Annotated in this window: 16 protein-coding genes and 1 pseudogene; 5 read left to right on the forward strand and 12 right to left on the reverse strand. The window is 63.1% G+C overall.

The features are described from left to right. Positions 1 to 29 precede the first annotated feature (29 nt). Positions 30 to 485 (forward strand): MarR family winged helix-turn-helix transcriptional regulator, encoded by a 456-nt coding sequence (locus GWE18_RS27400; RefSeq protein WP_275188799.1) that lies wholly within the window; start codon positions 30 to 32, stop codon positions 483 to 485. 21 nt (positions 486 to 506) lie between these two features. On the opposite strand, the gene GWE18_RS27405 is transcribed toward GWE18_RS27400, so the two are convergent. Together GWE18_RS27405 and GWE18_RS27410 are read right to left on the reverse strand one after the other, a co-directional pair. After that, positions 507 to 1,172 carry a hypothetical protein gene (locus GWE18_RS27405; protein WP_275188800.1) on the reverse strand — a complete coding sequence of 222 codons (666 nt, stop codon included), beginning with the start codon at positions 1,170 to 1,172 and terminating at the stop codon, positions 507 to 509. A 2-nt stretch (positions 1,173 to 1,174) separates the two neighbouring features. Beyond that, positions 1,175 to 2,575 carry a selenium-binding protein SBP56-related protein gene (locus tag GWE18_RS27410; protein ID WP_275188801.1) on the reverse strand — a complete coding sequence of 467 codons (1,401 nt, stop codon included), beginning with the start codon at positions 2,573 to 2,575 and terminating at the stop codon, positions 1,175 to 1,177. A gap of 422 nt (positions 2,576 to 2,997) precedes the next feature. On the opposite strand from GWE18_RS27410, the gene GWE18_RS27415 reads away from it, so the two are divergent. From GWE18_RS27415 to GWE18_RS27425, 3 genes and pseudogenes are all read left to right on the forward strand, one after another. Further along, positions 2,998 to 3,660: a TetR/AcrR family transcriptional regulator gene (locus tag GWE18_RS27415; protein ID WP_275188802.1), complete on the forward strand. Its 663-nt coding sequence runs from the start codon at positions 2,998 to 3,000 to the stop codon at positions 3,658 to 3,660. 13 nt (positions 3,661 to 3,673) lie between these two features. Further along, positions 3,674 to 4,486 (forward strand): annotated as a pseudogene (locus GWE18_RS27420) (crotonase/enoyl-CoA hydratase family protein). A gap of 24 nt (positions 4,487 to 4,510) precedes the next feature. Beyond that, positions 4,511 to 5,368, forward strand: a complete 858-nt coding sequence (locus tag GWE18_RS27425; RefSeq protein ID WP_275188803.1) for a crotonase/enoyl-CoA hydratase family protein — start codon at positions 4,511 to 4,513, stop codon at positions 5,366 to 5,368. A 43-nt stretch (positions 5,369 to 5,411) separates the two neighbouring features. Here GWE18_RS27425 and GWE18_RS27430 read toward each other — a convergent pair whose 3' ends face one another. The 3 genes from GWE18_RS27430 to GWE18_RS27440 form a co-directional block, all read right to left on the reverse strand. Further along, the gene (locus GWE18_RS27430; protein ID WP_275188804.1) at positions 5,412 to 5,837 is read right to left on the reverse strand and encodes a DUF4399 domain-containing protein; all 426 of its coding nucleotides are present in this window, start codon (positions 5,835 to 5,837) and stop codon (positions 5,412 to 5,414) included. Between the two features lie 119 nt (positions 5,838 to 5,956). Further along, positions 5,957 to 7,540, reverse strand: a complete 1,584-nt coding sequence (locus GWE18_RS27435) for an SUMF1/EgtB/PvdO family nonheme iron enzyme (protein WP_275188805.1) — start codon at positions 7,538 to 7,540, stop codon at positions 5,957 to 5,959. A 235-nt stretch (positions 7,541 to 7,775) separates the two neighbouring features. Next, entirely contained in the window at positions 7,776 to 8,975 is a 1,200-nt protein-coding gene (locus GWE18_RS27440; protein ID WP_275188806.1) for an amidohydrolase family protein, read from the reverse strand. Between the two features lie 145 nt (positions 8,976 to 9,120). Here GWE18_RS27440 and GWE18_RS27445 point away from each other — a divergent pair, with 145 nt between their 5' ends. Next, positions 9,121 to 9,894, forward strand: coding sequence for a ferredoxin--NADP reductase (locus GWE18_RS27445; RefSeq protein ID WP_275188807.1), 774 nt, complete (start codon positions 9,121 to 9,123; stop codon positions 9,892 to 9,894). A gap of 128 nt (positions 9,895 to 10,022) precedes the next feature. On the opposite strand, the gene soxA is transcribed toward GWE18_RS27445, so the two are convergent. The 7 genes from soxA to GWE18_RS27480 are packed head-to-tail and all read right to left on the reverse strand — an operon-like array spanning position 10,023 to position 15,882. Beyond that, on the reverse strand, positions 10,023 to 10,796 hold the full coding sequence (soxA, locus tag GWE18_RS27450) for a sulfur oxidation c-type cytochrome SoxA (RefSeq protein ID WP_275188808.1): 774 nt from the start codon (positions 10,794 to 10,796) through the stop codon (positions 10,023 to 10,025). Continuing rightward, complete coding sequence (gene soxZ, locus GWE18_RS27455; protein WP_275188809.1) at positions 10,793 to 11,113, reverse strand: thiosulfate oxidation carrier complex protein SoxZ; 321 nt, start codon at positions 11,111 to 11,113, stop codon at positions 10,793 to 10,795. The genes soxA and soxZ overlap by 4 nt, the downstream gene beginning before the upstream one ends. Further along, entirely contained in the window at positions 11,113 to 11,592 is a 480-nt protein-coding gene (locus GWE18_RS27460; RefSeq protein ID WP_275188810.1) for a SoxY-related AACIE arm protein, read from the reverse strand. The genes soxZ and GWE18_RS27460 overlap by 1 nt, the downstream gene beginning before the upstream one ends. 9 nt (positions 11,593 to 11,601) lie before the next feature. Next, positions 11,602 to 12,039: a sulfur oxidation c-type cytochrome SoxX gene (gene soxX / locus GWE18_RS27465; RefSeq protein WP_275188811.1), complete on the reverse strand. Its 438-nt coding sequence runs from the start codon at positions 12,037 to 12,039 to the stop codon at positions 11,602 to 11,604. A gap of 13 nt (positions 12,040 to 12,052) precedes the next feature. Next, the gene (locus GWE18_RS27470) at positions 12,053 to 13,333 is read right to left on the reverse strand and encodes an NAD(P)/FAD-dependent oxidoreductase (protein ID WP_275188812.1); all 1,281 of its coding nucleotides are present in this window, start codon (positions 13,331 to 13,333) and stop codon (positions 12,053 to 12,055) included. Between the two features lie 11 nt (positions 13,334 to 13,344). Then, entirely contained in the window at positions 13,345 to 13,638 is a 294-nt protein-coding gene (locus GWE18_RS27475; protein ID WP_275188813.1) for a cytochrome C, read from the reverse strand. A 57-nt stretch (positions 13,639 to 13,695) separates the two neighbouring features. Beyond that, positions 13,696 to 15,882: a molybdopterin cofactor-binding domain-containing protein gene (locus tag GWE18_RS27480; RefSeq protein WP_275188814.1), complete on the reverse strand. Its 2,187-nt coding sequence runs from the start codon at positions 15,880 to 15,882 to the stop codon at positions 13,696 to 13,698. Between the last annotated feature and the right edge of the window lie 5 nt (positions 15,883 to 15,887).

The following is a 15,887-nucleotide window of genomic DNA, read 5'->3' on the forward strand; positions in this document are numbered from 1 at the left end:
TCGGCAAAGGGGAAGGGCGGGGAGCGCAGATGGGAAGGAGTGTTTCGCCGAAACGAAGCGTCAAGCCGGCGCGGCCGTCCTACATCCTCGACGAGCAGATCGGCTTCATCCTGCGCCAAGTCTGGCAGCGCCATGCCACCATCTTCGCCCGCGAGATTGGCATCAACCTGACGCCGACGCAATGGGCTGCGCTCGCCAAACTGACCGAGACCGGGCCGTGCTCGCAAAACCTGCTCGGACGGCTGACGGCGATGGATGTCGCGACCATCAAGGGTGTGATCGACCGCCTCACGGCGCGTGGCCTGACAGAGACGAGCCCGGACCCTGAGGACGGCCGCCGCCTGCTGGTGAGCCTGACCCGCGCCGGCCAGCAACTGGCGGAGAAGGCCGCGCCGAACGCGCTCGCGATCACGCGGGAGACGCTGGCGCCGCTGGATGCGAAGGAGCGCGAGACGCTGATCGCGTTACTCGACAAGTTGCGCTGAATGCCGGCCGCGGCTTCCGCGTCAGCTCAGGTTGAATGCCAGTGCGACCGCGCCGACCAGGATGAGGCTGACGGCCCAGGTCGTGTCCAGGTTGAACCAGCTTTGCGATATGAATTTGAGGCCGAGATAGCGGTAGGCGAGCCACGCGCAACATCCACCGGCGGCGACCATCGCGGCGGCATGGATGGTAGCGACCAGCACGGCCATGCTGAGATTGGCGTTGATGAGCGTGCCGGCGGCAGCATGGCCGCTGTCGAGATCGGCTTCCTGGCAGAGCCCGAGATAGATCGGCACCAGCATCAGTGCGGCGCCGTGGGCAAGCGCCACGGCGAACGACCAAAGCCCCAGTTGCGCCGGTGATATCCGCGCCAGCACTCTCGGATGGCGCCTGTTGGCAAGCCGGAACAAACCGAAGGCGATGACGAGGAGGCTGGCGCCAATCTGTATCGTGCGCTGCCATTCGACGACGGCAACGAGCAGCGCGAAGGGCAAGATCACGAGAAGCATCGCGAGCAGATGGCCGGCCGTGAGCGGCCAGAGCGCGGCCACCAGCGCCCTCGGGCTCCTTTCCATCAATCCAGCCGAAACGGCGAGCGGCCACCCCATGCCCGGGTTGACGCCGTGGTAGAGGCCGCTCGCGATGACAGCCAGCCAGAGCCAGGCCGGTGTCCAGTCGGCTGCGCTCAAATTCAGACCGACGGATAGCAGAACGAATCCGTCGAACAGTCACCGCCGTCGAGCCGGACTTGGTGCGCGCGGTATCCGTCGGGGAAGTTGACCCAGTAGTCTCTTGCCAGCTCGAGGCCACCGTCCGGCTTCGTATTGGCCATCACCATGGCGCCCGGGACGCCGTCGGGATAGAACTGATCGTCCCACGTCGAGTAGAGCGAGTTGGTCCAGTACACCCGCTTGCCGTCGCGGCTGATCTCGACCATCTGCGGACCGCCTGCAAAGGCCTTGCCGTTAGGGTGCGGGGTATGGCGTGCGATGCCGCCGATGCGCACCGAGCCGGCAAGCTTCGGCCTTCGCGGTTCGCTGACATTGTATTGACGCATCTCGCCGGTACCCCAGCAGGCGACGTAGAGGAATTTGTCATCCATCGACAGGTCGATGTCCGTCACCAGCGGCGGCACTGCGCCAAAGCCCTGCAGCAGCGGCGGCAATTGCTCCTTCGGCGCCGCCTCGGGCGAGATCGTCGCCGTCTTCTCGACGTGAAACTTGCCGCCCTCGCGCCACCAGGTCCAGATCGAGCCTTCGAGATTTGTGGTGTCGACCACGGTGCCCAGAAAGCCGTACTCGCGAACCGGATCGTGCGCGGGACGCACTTCCAGCCCCATCTGATGATTGGCCCCGAGATCAATCGTCTGCACGTTTCGCCGGGCCCGCAGATCCCAGAAGTGAATATGGTGACCGTACTTGTTCGAGAGCAGATCCTCCGGCACGATTCCGTTTTCGAACTGCGGCGGCAACCCCCACTCGCTCGTCACCATGTAGTCGCGTGGCAGGTTCCACCAGAAATCATAGTGCATTGTCTGGGGGCCGCGATCGATCTCCCACCGTCCGAGCACCTCGAAGGTTTCGCAATCCATGATGAAGACGCCGGGCGGTCCGTCGGTGCCATCCTTGCCGCCGCCGCCGAGCGTAGAGACGTAGATGCCTTCCGGCCCGCAATGAACGGTGTGGGGCCGCGAGTATCCGGTCTTCCTGAAGATTTCCTCCGGCTCGATGATCTTGTGTATCGCCGCCTTGGTGGGATCGGGCTTGGTATCGACGATGTAGATGCGGGATGACCGCATGCCGGGAATGATCAGATAGCGGCGCTCGAGGAAGGCATGTCCGGTGAGCGGCGATAGCGCCGACGAGCAGGCGTTCCAGCCGAAATGGTGAAACTCGTCGCCCTTGTTCGGCATCGTCACCGTGTGAACGATCTGACTGTAGGTCTGGGAATTCGGATTGACGTCGATCACCGCCAGCGCATCCGGCTTTGAGGCGTCCGGGCTGAGCAGTACGGTATAGGCGAAGCTCTCCGGCGGAGCTTCCATGGCAAGCTTTGGCGAAGCGTGAAACGTGGGATCGGGCCGAATGTTCATCGTACTGCCTCCCTGTTTGCCTCGATGTACAGCGACACGGCTCAGCGGCATGCAGCAGCAAGACATCACCCGGCGCGTTGAGTTCCTCTTGCGAGCGCCGCCGGCCGGGGTTTGCCGACCGACCATACACCGCAATACGGCGGGCGAAAATAACGATGGTGCTACTGATCCGCTGCGCGACGCAAAGGGCGCGGAAGCCTGCTGATGATTGCGCTTGCCGGTTTGGGCGGCGTCGCGAACGCGTCAACGCAGGTTCGATCATCGCCATTCGCTCGCGACCATTTGCAGGGAGAGGCGCCCTGCGTCCTATGCACGCTTTCTCCGTGCAATCGATCGAGCGTTGGCTTGGCCAGATTGGCGGGGCTCCGTGAAACCATTGTTACCGTTGACGTCACGTCAAACTATTTGATAACATTGTTATCATGAGCAAGCCCGCAATCTCTGCAAAGGACTGGTCGGACGTCGTGAAGGGGGCGAAGCGCGAGCTTCTCCTGCGCGCGGCGCGCGATGAATTCGCCGAGCAGGGGCTCGAAGGCGCGACCATGCGTGGCATCGCGGTTCGCGCCGGCTGCACGACCGGCGCGATCTATCCGCTGTTCGACAGCAAGGAAGCGATCTATGCCGAGCTGCTGAAACAGTCGTTGACGGCGCTCGATGCCTATGTCGCGGAGGCCGTGGCTGCCGCACGGACGCCGGAGGCGCAGGTCGAAGCGGCCTGTGGAGCCTTCCTGAATTACTATCTCGATCACCGCTTTGAGATAAATCTGGGCCTCTACGCTTTTCGCGGCTTCAAGCGGCTGGGCGTAGGCAAGCCGTCGGATGAGGAACTCAACCAGGCGCTATGGAAGGTGCTTGAACGCATCGCGCTGCCGCTGACCGAGGTGCGGGGCCTCAAGCCGGCCGAGGTTCGTCCCTGGGTCGCACTGCTGACCAGCCAGATGATCGGCGCTCTCGTGCTGCAGATTGCGGGCCGTCTGGATTTTCTGGAAACCGGCGCACAGACGCTGCTTCGCATGATGCTGGCGCAATGCCTTGCCCCGACGAGGGCGAAGAACATGAAGGCCGCACGCAAATCAAGACAGTAAGGGAGTAGGCGCAATGGTTCGGATCGAAAAGCAGGGCGCGGTATGGACTGTCATTCACAGCCGGTTTGCGGAAGCCCGCAACGCGATGGACCCCGACAGCGCGGAAGCAATCGTGGCGGCCTTCAAGGAATTCGATGCGGATGATTCCGCTAGCGTCGCCGTGCTTTGGGGCGAGGGCGGCGCGTTCTGTGCCGGCTGGGACCTTAAATTCGCCAGCACGCTCAGTGATCGCGACGCCTTCCAGCGTCATGTCGTCGATGGCCTGGCGTTCCCCACCGGTGCAAACCCCGCGCCGCGCGGCCCGCTCGGACCGACGCGACTGGAATTGTCGAAGCCGGTAATTGCCGCGGTAGAAGGACCGGCAGTGGCCGGCGGCATGGAGCTTGCGCTGTGGTGCGATATCCGCGTGATGGCCGAGAGCGCCTATTTTGGTGTCTAATTCCGGCGCTGGGGAATCCCGCTGTTGGATGGCGGCAGCGTTCGTCTGGCCCGTCTGGTCGGGCAGGGACAGGCGATGGAAATCATCCTCACGGGCCGCAAGGTTCCGGCGGACGAAGCGCTGCGCATCGGCATGTGCGAACAGGTGGTCGAGACCGGTGGCGCGCGTGCCGCGGCCGAGACAATGGCGCGGGAGATCGCGCGGTTTCCGCAAGCGGCCGTGCGGGCCGATCGCCGCTCGGTGGTGGAAACCTACGGTCTGCCGGTCCGTGAAGCGTTGCGGCAGGAGTGGACCAACGGCGTTGAAGCCATCTTCAAGGAAGGCGTCAGCGGCGCCGCGCGCTTTGCCGCCGGCAAGGGCCGCCACGGCGATTATGCCAAGATCTGAATTCCTCTATCCAGGGAGGCTCTCATGGCCAAAGTCCTTTATGAACGCGACGGTCGCATCGCGCGCATCACGCTGAACCGGCCAGAAGTCATGAATGCGATCGACGACGAGTTGCCGGGCGCGCTTGCGGAGGCGGTGGCGCGCGCCGATAACGATCCGGGGGCGCATGTCATTGTGCTGGCGGGCGCCGGCCGCGCCTTCTGCGCCGGATACGACCTGACTGCCTACGCCTCCGGCGACAGGGCCAACCGCTACACCCAGGAGATGCCGTGGGATCCGATGAAGGATTACGCGGCCATGTCCGACAACACCAACAAGTTCATGAGCCTGTTTCGCTCGAAACGTCCCGTGATCTGCAAGGTGCAGGGTTTTGCAGTCGCCGGCGGCTCCGACATTGCGTTGTGCTCGGACATGATCGTCATGGCGGAAGATGCGCGCATCGGCTATCCGCCGGTTCGGGTCTGGGGTTGTCCGACCACGGCGATGTGGGTCTATCGGCTCGGCGCCGAAAAAGCCAAGCGCATGCTGTTCACCGGCGACAAGATCACCGGCGTTGAAGCGGCGGCGCTCGGCCTCGTGCTGAAAGCCGTTCCGGCCGACAGGCTGGATGAGGAGGTCGACGCGCTTGCACACCGCATCGCCACCGTACCGCAGAACCAGCTCATGATGCAGAAGCTGATGGTCAACCAGGCGCTCTACAATATGGGCCTGATGGGCACGCAGATGATCGCAACCGTGTTCGACGGTATCACCCGGCATTCTCCCGAGGGGCTGAACTTCAAGCGGCGGTCGGAGGAGATGGGGTGGAAACACGCCGTCGACGAACGCGACCAGGGTACCTTCGACTGGACGACCAACCAGCCGATCACGCAAAACAGGTAATTCGAAGCGCAAGGATTCAGGGCAGGTGGAGAAGAGTTTCGCTCTATTTGACCGTGATGGTAATTTTCTGCGAGACCACCGGAGGAACGTGCGGGAAGTGTTCGGCATCGCCGAGCACGAGCTGAAGCGTGTGCTTGCCGGGTGGAAGTTCGATCCGGGCTTCGGTCTGACCCGCCCCAAAATGAAGATGTGACTTGTCTTGCGGGATCGGTTCGTTCGGATTGAGCGGGTCGTTCACATTGATCAGAAGGTGATGATGGCCGCTGTTTGGATAATTATCGCCGGCGTGCGTTACGCCCATGTTGCGCAGACCAAAGCGGCACCAGAATGCGCCTTTGATGGTGGCGCCGTTCTGCGGCCACACGAAATAAAGAAGCGCATCCTTCGCAGCGGGCTTTCCTTGAGCGCACGCGGCGAACGGCAGGCAAGTGAGCGCTGCAGACAGAGCGATCCACTGCATAAACTTCATGACTGTCTCTCAACGCTTCCTAGAACATGATCCGGAAAAGTGGTGCCGGTTTTCTGAAAAGATCATGCTCGAATAAAGAGATAGAGCGGGACGACTTTTCGAAGGAAAGTTATCCCGCTCTAGGGGGAAAGTGCGACGCGGAACCCGTGGGTGGGATATCGCACGTTGGTGTCATAGCTGCCGCGGTTTGACGTCCGGGCATATTGCGAGTCTTTCCTCCAGGAGCCGGAACGGATGACATGCGAGGGACATCCATTCTCGACCCACGCTGACCCGTCCGCCGGCGCGCCTTGATAATTTCTGTGCCAGCAGTCTTCCACCCATTGGTCAACGCCGCCGCCCATATCGAATAGCCCAAAAGGATTTGGCTTGAGGCTGCCAACCTTCACCGGCTGGTCGATGGCTGGAATGTCACTGCAGTTCTTGCAATTGACCATGCCGGGCTGAAACTGATCGCCCCACCAGTATCGGGTCTGCGTGCCGCCGCGCGCTGCATATTCCCATTCGGCCTCGCTCGGCAGTCGATACGGCTTGCGGGTGGTTTCCGCCAGCCACGCGGCATATTGCTTGGCGTCGCTCCAGCTCACGTTTGTAACAGGCGCATCGTCCTTTCCGCTCGCTGTGAATCCGCATGCTTTTGCGGCAGCGCATGCGTTCCATTCTCCCACGGAGACAGGAAATTTCCCCATCGCAAACGGCTTGACGGTTACCTGACGGACCGGCTTTTCCGAAACGTCTTCGTTGCTGCCCATGGCGAAGCTGCCACCCCGAAGCGAGACCATCTCGGGTTCTCGAACCGAGGCGGGCGCCTGCGTGGTTGGTTGACCAGCGGGTGCGGCGGACGGCGGTAGCGGCGCGGCCTGTTTGGAAGCTGGAGACAGCTCTGGCTGAGGCATCGCCTGCTGCTGAGTTGGGGCCGTCGGCGCAGGCTGGGCGGGCGGCGCTGGTGGCTTCGCGGCGGGTGCCTTCTGCACTTCAGCCGGAGGTGAAACGGGGGCCGAAACCAGATTTAGCAGCTTGCCGGTTGGCAAGAGCGTCCAGAGAGCGCCGCCCGCAATGAGCAGCAGCGCAAGGATCAGCAAGGAGACCAGAATGCCCTCGCGCCGCTTCCGGCTTTGCAGAAGCGCAGCCGGATCGGAAAGCACACGATAGACCCGCACCGGGTCGGTGATGTTCTTGACGTGGCGGTCACCGAGCGATTCGTATCCGCAAACCAGCTTATGCTTTATCTGTTCGTAGATGCCGCCGGAGATATAGACTTCGCCGGGCTGGGCTATGCCTTCAAGCCGCGTGGCAATGTTGACGCCGTCGCCGTAAACGTCGTCCGTTTCGATGATGACATCGCCAAGATTGACGCCAATTCGATACTCGATCCAATGGTGCTTCGGCAGTGCCGCGTTGCGTCCCACCAGATTCTGCTGAATCACGATGCTGCAGCGGACAGCTTCGACGGGACTATCGAAAATCGCAATGAACCCGTCGCCGGTGGTTTTAACGAGCCTGCCGTGATGTTCTATGATGCTGGGTTCGATGAGATCGCGCTCGATGCGCTTGACACGGTTGTGCGTGCCCTCTTCGTCGATTTGCATCAGGCGGCTGTAACCGGAGATATCGCCTGCCACGATGGCCGCAAGGCGGCGCGGTGCCGGTTCGCGCGTCGGCGCGCCAACTCGGCCTGTCTTGATGTCACGAATCTGAGCCATGGCTTGGATTGGCTCCCAACTGTCAATACAGTGTGAGGCAGGCAATCTTTCCAGCACCTACAGCGTACCATGGTGGCTGTTCACCGCAAGCAGCCGTGCGCGGGTTCCACGCGGCTCCTAAGGGCTACTCCTAAGGGCTAAGTGTGAGTGAGCTCACAAAAATGAGGCCTGACCGGCAATTCGGTCATCGCGTTCGAGGGTATGGTCGCCCGGCGCACTCGCAGGTCCACCGGCATCAATGCCCGATGAGGATCTCCGGCACCTTCCCCGCGGGCGGCGTGTTGCGGCTGCGCTGGGTGCGGACGATGCCGTCGATGATGGTCATGCCGATGCCGGGGAGGTCGCCGAGCTGGACGCTTTCAAGGATGTTCTTGCCGGGCGAATGCTGGGCCTTGTCCATCAGCACGAAATCGGCAGAGCGGCCGACTTCAATTAGCCCGCAATCGAGCTCGCGCATGCGGGCGGTGTTGCCGGTTGCAAGGCAAAAGGCGAGTTCGGCGGGCAGGTCGCCGAGCGAGGACAGCATCGAGACCATGCGCAAAATGCCGAGCGGCTGCACGCCGGAACCGGCCGGCGCATCGGTGCCGAGGATGACGCGGTGCAGGTCGCCCATCTCGCGCGCGGTGCGCAACGTGAACAGCGCCGAGCGCTCATTGCCGTTGTGAACCAGCTCCAGCCCGCGCTTGCAGCCCTCGCAGATGCAGCGGATCTGGTCGTCGGGCAGCGCGGTGTGGCCACCATTGATATGTCCGACCACGTCGGTGTCGGCTTCCAGCACCACGTCCTTGTCGATCAGGCCGGAGCCGGGGATCGAGGGACCGCCGGTATGGATCGTGCTCTGGATGCCGTATTTACGCGCCCAGCCGACCATCTTGCGCGCGGTCGGACCGTCCTTGACGCCGCCGAGACCGACTTCGCCGAGCAGCTTGACGCCGGCCGCGGCCAATTCCTTGAAATCGTCCTCGACCATCTCGCATTCGATAACGGGCGCGCCGGCGTGAACCTTCACGCCGCCCGGACGCAGCGTCCAGAACGCGCGCTGCGCAAAGATCGCCATCGCCTTCAGGCCGACGACGTCGCGTGGACGGCCGGGCATGTGGACTTCGCCGGCCGAGATCATGGTGGTGACGCCGCCATGGAGATAGCTGTCGATCCAGTTGATCTGGTTCTGCCGTGGCGTCCAATCGCCGGCGACGGGGTGGACATGGCTGTCGATCAGACCGGGCGCGACGGTGGTGCCATTGGCGTCGACGACCGTGGTGGCGCCCTCGGTGTTGACGTCCTTGAAACGGCCGATCGCGGATATCTTGCCGTTCTCGGCCACGATCGTATCGCCGTCCAGGATCGGCTTCTCCAGGGCCCCCGACAGCAGCAGCCCGATGTTGCGGATCACCAGCTTGCTGGGACCGGTCGCCTGGGGTGCATCGTGGGCCATGGTTTTTCCTTTTGGTTCAATGCCTTCGCTGCGCATTCTGCCCGGCTTGACGATCGGATCAAGCTGGATTATTCGTTTGTATACGAACGATCGTATACGAATGATTTCACCGGTCAATCCGGCTTGCAGGTCAGGGAACGGCAAGATGAGCAATTTCAACCAGGAAAGCGTCCTCAGCGTCCATCACTGGACCGACACGCTGTTCAGCTTCACCACCACGCGCGATCCCTCGTTCCGCTTCCGCAACGGCGAGTTCACCATGATCGGGCTGAAGGTCGGCGAGAAGCCGCTGCTCCGGGCCTACTCGGTCGCCAGCGCCAATTACGAGGACCGGCTGGAATTCTTCTCGATCAAGGTGCCGGACGGGCCGCTGACCTCGCGCCTCCAGCACTTGAAGCAGGGCGACGAGATCATCGTCAGCCGCAAGGCCACGGGCACGCTGGTCATCGACAACCTCGAGGACGGCCGCAATCTCTATCTGATCGGCACCGGCACGGGCTTGGCCCCGTTTCTTTCCGTGATCAAGGATCCCGAGACCTATGAGCGGTTCGAGAAGGTCGTGCTGCTGCACGGCTGCCGCCGCGTCGCCGAGCTCGCCTATGGCGAGATGATCACCGAAAAGCTGCCGAACGACGAACTGATCGGCGAATATGTCCGCAACCAGTTGATCTATTACCCGACCGTGACTCGAGACCCGTTCCGCAACCGCGGCCGCATCACCGACCTGATCAACTCAGGAAAATTGTTCGGCGATATCGGTTTGGCCTCGCTCGATCCCGCGCTTGACCGCGTCATGATCTGCGGCAGCCCGGCGCTGGTGGCGGACACGCGCACGCTGCTCAACGGCAAGGGGTTTGTCGAAGGCAATCACGGCGAGCCGGCCCAGTTCGTGGTGGAAAAGGCGTTTGCGGAGCGGTGATCTGTCGCCCCTCATGGTGAGGAGCGCGCAGCGCGTCTCGAACCATGAGGCTACAGTGGGGCCTGCCTTCGAGACGCCGCTGGCGCGGCTCCTCAGGATGAGGGGATACATACTGGCTAGCCGTATCGCTAAGGCCTAACCCCTGGCGCTTCCATCGCCATCCCGCGCGCCCGTGACATCAGATACAGTTCAAGTTCGACCAGTTCCGGCGCGCCGTAGTCATAGGCCTGCGCGCGGATGCCGGTGATGCAGGCGCGCAGGCGCCGCTGCAGCGATCCCAGCGACTGCCATTCCAGCCGGTAGAGCGGGTAGCCGGTCGGGTGTCCCTGCGTGATCGCGGAGCCGACGAGCTTCTTGTCCCAATTGTCGTCATGGCAATTGGCGCAAGCGAGATTGAGCTGCCCCTGCCGCTGCATGTAACGCTCGCCGCCCCTGGCGATAAACGGCGCGAGTTGTGGGTCGGCGCCGGTTTCGATCGGCGTGCCCTGCGACTGCCGTGAGACAAAGGCCGTAAGCGCCAGCAGTTCGCGGCTCTCGAAGGGCAGCGGCGTCGCCTGCTGGTGGTTGCTGCGGCACGAATTGATGCGCTGCTCCAGATCGATCGGACGGCCGGCTGCCTTGTCGAAGGCGGGGTAACGGGCGGCTATCCCTTTCATGCTGGTGCGCGCATCGCCGTGGCAATCGGCGCAGGCCTTGTTGGCGGCACCTAGCTTGCGCTTCCATAGCGCTTCGCCGTCGAGCACCCAGAGCATGCCCGGATTGGCGGTATCCTCGTCCTGCATCGCCTTGGTGTCGGCCTTCATGAAACTGTAGCCGGAGCGGCGGTCGGCTTGGGGGATTTCGGCGGCGCAAACCGCGCTTGCGGTCAACAGCGCGGCGGCTATGGCGCCAAAAGGTCTCATTCGACCGTGATCGAGGCGGACGCGGTTTCGGAAAAGCCCTTGTCGCCGGTCCATTCGAACTCGAACTTGCCGCTCTCTGCGGCGGTCGTGAAAAAAGTGATGAAGGGATTGGCGGCGATCGCCGGAAACAGATCGGCGCGGAAAATCTCGTTTCCGTTGAAGCGGCACGTAAAGCTCGTGATGATGTTGCGCGGAACGGCTTCGCCTGTAGTCGTATGGCGATAGCCGGTTTCCATGATGTGCGACATCAGCGTCTTGATCTCGATAATGTCGCCGCGTTTGGCTTTCGCCGGAACGTTGATGAGCGCGGAAGCCATCAGATTACCTCCTCGGTGCAGGCTGCGAGCGTCACCACGACGTCGACGCTGGCCGACCAGAACGAGCCATCCGAGAGTTTTGCGATCGCGACGATCTTCTGGCTGTCGGCGAGACGGATGCGGGTCGAAACCTGCGCGCGACCGCTATGCGGGCCAAGATAGAAATTGGCGATGTTGGGCTGCGGATTCTTCTCATTGAAGACGTGAATGCTCCGGACGTGATCCTCCGGGGCCATCGGGTGGGCGACGGTGACCATCATCGGTACGGTGTTGCCGTTCTCCACCAGCGGCGGGATGTCGAGCTTGACCTTGCCGGTGTGCACCACCGCGCCGGCGGTGACATTCTGGATGGCGGAAGCAAGCATCGCGGGCGTCGCCTCCGCGGGCCGAACGGTAATGACGGGGATTGCGCCGAGCGCGGCTGCGCCGCCGGCGAGGCCGAGGAACTGGCGGCGTGATGAATTTGGTGGTTGCTGCATCGTCCCTTCCTATTCTCGCAGCGTCATAAGGTACGCCACGATGTCCTCGATCTGTTCGGCCGACAGGATCGGCTTGCCGCGCCACAGCGTCCCGACGCGATCGAGGCCGTCCACGCGATAATAGGACGGCATGATGGTCGCGGCATTGAGGCGGGACGCATCCACCAGCCGGAGCCGAAGCTGGCCCTCGGACGAACGGCTGCCGGAACCGGCAAGATCAGGCGCCAGATCGCCCTGGAATTTCTGCTCGGGAAATGGGCCGCTGTGACAGAGGATGCAAGTGCTGGAACGTTCGACGACGAGGGCGCGCCCACGCGCTGCATCGCCTCGCGCATTCGTGAGCGGCTCCGGAATGGCATCGCCGACGACGGAATAGCTGCGAAGTTCCTGCGCGGCGGTGCCGCCGGGCAGGGCAAGGAGCGCTCCGACCAGGATCGGCGCCGACATGCGAAATCCGAATCTAGCCAAAGACTTCCGCCGTAATGGTCGCGAACCAGGATTGCGCATAGTCGGCCTCGCGCGCGCGGACGTCGCGCGGCGCCTCCAGCGGGCTAACGCCGCCGGCGCCTTCGACATCGGCCAGCAATCCGTTCTTCGGTTGGTATACGCCGGCAATCGAGATGCCATAATCGGGCGCCGCCAGGCTATAGCAGGTGTTGATCAGTTTCGGCGCGGCGGGCGATCCGCCTGATAGCAGCGTGGCAATCGCGCGCGCGCAAGTCTTGGCCTGCGCATTCGCCGAGAATGCCGATTTTGGCATGCCGCCGGCGATACAGGCGTCACCGATGACATGGATGTTCGGCGCCGATTTGGACTCGAAGGTAACGGGATCGATCGCGCACCAGCCGGTACGGTCGGTCGCGCCTGCGATCGTGGCGATGCGGCCGGCCCGCTGTGGCGGAATGACGTTGGCCACCTTGGCGGTGTGGTTGCCGAAATCGGTGATCAGGGTATTGGTCGCTGGATCCACCGCGTTCACCTTGCCGCCCTGCGACAGCGACACCCATTCGACCATTCCCGGATAGAGCTCCTTCCACGCGTTCTGGAACAGACGCTGCTTGGAGAAGGTGTCCTTGGCGTCGAGGATGATCAGCTTGGAACGCGGCTTTTTGGTTTTCAGGTAATACGCAATCAGGCAGGCGCGTTCGTATGGCCCCGGCGGACAGCGGAAGGGATTAGCGGGGGCAGCGATCACCACCAGACCGCCGTCGTCCATGGCCTCGAGCTGCTTGCGCAGCAACAGCGTTTGCTCGCCCGCCTTCCAGGCATGCGGCATCTTCGCGGCGGCCGCTTCGTCATAACCCTGCAGCGCGTCGAAACGCAGATCGACGCCGGGTGACAGCACCAGCCGGTCATAGCCGAGCGAGGTACCATCGGCGAGGCCGACGGTCCGCGCCGCCGCATCGATCGCCGTTGCCGCCTGCGCCACCACCGTCACGCCGCCGGCGGCGATCTTGTCGTAGTCGAATTGCTGCTCCTCGATCGAACGCAGTCCGGCGATAACATTGTTGCTGAACGGGCAGGCGATAAAGGTCTTGTTCGGTTCGACCAGCGTGACCTGCAATTTCGGGTCGATCTGCTTCAGCGCCCGCGCACAGCTCACGCCGCCGAAGCCGCCGCCGATCACGACCACACGTGCCGCCGATTGCGCAAACGCGGGTAGCGGAAACGCCGCCGTCGCTGCGGCGCCCGCACCAACGCGGCAGAACTCCCGGCGGCTGATGCGATGCCTGATAGCCATGCCGGCAGCCCTTAGTTTTGTGCCGCGAGCCACACCGCAATCGCGCGCGACTCATCGTCGGTGAAACCCTTGGCAATCCGGTTCATGACCGTGGCGGGAAGCGAGCCGTCGCGAAATCCGGCCATGGCTTTCACGATGTCGGCGGCGTCGCGGCCGTACAGCCGCGAAATCGGCGAGGCCGTTGCTCCAGCGGGATGGCAGCCGGAGCAGGATGCTGCGCCGGGCGGGGGATCGGAAGCCGCAAGCGACGGCTGATACCACACCGCGACCGCGGCAAGCGCGATGGCGACACGCAACGCTTTCATCAGCAATCTCTCAATGGGAAAACGGCGGCCCCGGGGTGAGGCCGCCGTCCACTGTTGTCAGGCGAACGTGATGTTCTGGTCCTTCAGCGGCACCGAACGGATGCGTTTGCCGGTCGCCGCGAAGTAGGCGTTGAGCACCGCAGGCGCAGCGACGCCGATGGTCGGCTCACCGACGCCGCCCCAGAAGCCGCCGCTCGGCACCATCACGCATTCCACCTTCGGCATCTCGGCGATGCGCATGGAATTGTAGGTGTCGAAGTTGGTCTGCTCCATCTTGCCGTCCTTCACCGTGCAGCCGCCATAGAACAGGGCGGACAGGCCATAGACAAAGGAGCCCGCGATCTGCCGCTCGACCTGCGCCGGGTTGACGATGTAACCCGGATCGGTCGAGGCGACGATGCGGTGCACCTTGATCTTGCTGCCCTCGGTCACGGAGATTTCGGCTGCGCCCGCGACATAGCTGCCGTAGCCCATCACCTGCGCAATCCCGCGATAGACGCCTTGCGGCGCCGGCTTGCCCCAGCCGATTTTCTCGGCCACGGCGTTGAGCACGGCGAGATGTTTCGGGTGCTTGCTCATCAGCTTGCGGCGGAATTCCACCGGATCCTGGCCCACCGAATGCGCCAGCTCATCCATGAAGCATTCCATGTAGATCGCGTTCTGGTTCACGTTCACGCCGCGCCAGAAGCCGGGCGGAACGTGCGGGTTGCGCATCGAATGCTCGACCAGCAGATTCGGCACAGAGTAGCCGATCGCCGCATCGCCGGAGGGACTGAGGCCCTGGAACGCAGCCGTATCCATGCCGTTCACCAGCGCCGCCGGACGCACCGTGTACAGGATCGATTGGCCGGACAATCTGACGTGCAGCGCGGTCAGATTGTTGTCGGCATCGAATGCTCCGGTCAGCTTGCATTGCGTGACCGGATGAAACTTGCCTTGCGCCATGTCCTCTTCACGCGACCACAGCAGCTTGACCGGCGTGCCGGGCATCTGCTTGGCTATCAGAACCGCTTGCCTGACGTAATCGGTCATGCCGCGACGGCCGAAGCCGCCACCGAGGATGAGCTTGTGTACCTCGCATTTTTCGGCCGGCAGCCCTGCGGCTTCCATGGTGGCGGCGAACGCTGCTTCGCCGTTCTGGGTACCGCACCAGACCTCGCATTTGTCCGGCGTATAGAGCGCCGTTGCGTTCATCGGCTCCATAGTGACGTGGTTTTGGTAGGGATAGTTGTAGACCGCCTCGACCTTCTTGGCGGCGCTTGCAATCGTGGCTTTGGCGTCGCCGTTCTGGTTGCCGATATAGGCTGGCTGGGAATTGTCGAGGCCTTCGGCCAGCCATTTGGCGATCGACTCGCTGGAGACCTTGGCGTTCTCGCCTTCGTCCCAGACGATCGGTAGCGCATCGAGCGCGGTCTTGGCGTGCCACCAGGTATCGGCGACGACGGCGACTGCGCTGTCGCCGACTTTCACCACCTTCTTGACGCCCTTCATGCCGGTGATCTTGGCTTCATCAAAGCTCTTCAGCTTGCCGCCGAAGACGGGACAATCCTTGATCGCCGCATTGAGCATGCCCGGCAGCTTGACGTCGGCGCCATAGATCATCGCGCCCGTCGTCTTATCGACCGTATCGAGCCGCTTCAGGCCCTTGCCGGCGATCTTCCAGTCCTTGGGGTCTTTCAGCTTCACGTCCGCCGGCGGCTCGAGCTTCGCGGCGGCTTCGACCACCTTGCCGTAGGTCGTGGTCTTGCCCGACGGCGTATGGGTGATGACGCTGTTGGTCGCGGTGCATTCCGAGGCCGGCACCTTCCAATCGTTGGCGGCCGCCTGGATCAGCATCACCCGCGCGGTGGCGCCGCCCTTGCGGACATATTCCTGGCTGGAGCGGATGCCGCGGCTGCCGCCGGTTGAGAAATCGCCCCAGGCGCGCTTGCGTGCGACACTTTGACCGGGCGTCGGATATTCGGTGATGACCTTTGACCAGTCGCATTCGAGTTCTTCGGCGACGAGTTGGGCGAGGCCGGTGAGAGTACCCTGACCCATCTCCGAGCGGGCAATGCGAATCACAGTCGTGTTATCGGGGCGGATCACCACCCAGACATTGACCTCGGGCGAGCCGTCGGCGGCGCGAACGACCGTGGGTCCGCCGAAGGGAATGTCGAGGCCGATTGCGAGGCCCGCGCCAGCGGCAGCGGTGCCAATGACGAAGGCGCGACGATTAAGTTTGGGCATGACGTGCTGATTCATGACAT

This window comes from Bradyrhizobium sp. CSA112 (assembly GCF_029051645.1).
In the GTDB taxonomy this organism is placed as follows: domain Bacteria; phylum Pseudomonadota; class Alphaproteobacteria; order Rhizobiales; family Xanthobacteraceae; genus Bradyrhizobium.

Coding starts and splice junctions, on each gene's coding strand:
- soxX (WP_275188811.1), bottom strand. CDS start 12,039: ATGTCGGCGCCGATCCTGGTCGGAGCGCTCCTTGCCCTGCCCGGCGGC.
- GWE18_RS27480 (WP_275188814.1), bottom strand. CDS start 15,882: ATGAATCAGCACGTCATGCCCAAACTTAATCGTCGCGCCTTCGTCATT.
- GWE18_RS27430 (WP_275188804.1), bottom strand. CDS start 5,837: ATGAAGTTTATGCAGTGGATCGCTCTGTCTGCAGCGCTCACTTGCCTG.
- GWE18_RS27435 (WP_275188805.1), bottom strand. CDS start 7,540: ATGGCTCAGATTCGTGACATCAAGACAGGCCGAGTTGGCGCGCCGACG.
- GWE18_RS27475 (WP_275188813.1), bottom strand. CDS start 13,638: ATGAAAGCGTTGCGTGTCGCCATCGCGCTTGCCGCGGTCGCGGTGTGG.
- soxZ (WP_275188809.1), bottom strand. CDS start 11,113: ATGGCTTCCGCGCTCATCAACGTTCCGGCGAAAGCCAAACGCGGCGAC.
- GWE18_RS27415 (WP_275188802.1), top strand. CDS start 2,998: ATGAGCAAGCCCGCAATCTCTGCAAAGGACTGGTCGGACGTCGTGAAG.
- GWE18_RS27410 (WP_275188801.1), bottom strand. CDS start 2,575: ATGAACATTCGGCCCGATCCCACGTTTCACGCTTCGCCAAAGCTTGCC.
- soxA (WP_275188808.1), bottom strand. CDS start 10,796: ATGAGACCTTTTGGCGCCATAGCCGCCGCGCTGTTGACCGCAAGCGCG.
- GWE18_RS27445 (WP_275188807.1), top strand. CDS start 9,121: ATGAGCAATTTCAACCAGGAAAGCGTCCTCAGCGTCCATCACTGGACC.
- GWE18_RS27425 (WP_275188803.1), top strand. CDS start 4,511: ATGGCCAAAGTCCTTTATGAACGCGACGGTCGCATCGCGCGCATCACG.
- GWE18_RS27460 (WP_275188810.1), bottom strand. CDS start 11,592: ATGCAGCAACCACCAAATTCATCACGCCGCCAGTTCCTCGGCCTCGCC.
- GWE18_RS27440 (WP_275188806.1), bottom strand. CDS start 8,975: ATGGCCCACGATGCACCCCAGGCGACCGGTCCCAGCAAGCTGGTGATC.
- GWE18_RS27470 (WP_275188812.1), bottom strand. CDS start 13,333: ATGGCTATCAGGCATCGCATCAGCCGCCGGGAGTTCTGCCGCGTTGGT.
- GWE18_RS27400 (WP_275188799.1), top strand. CDS start 30: ATGGGAAGGAGTGTTTCGCCGAAACGAAGCGTCAAGCCGGCGCGGCCG.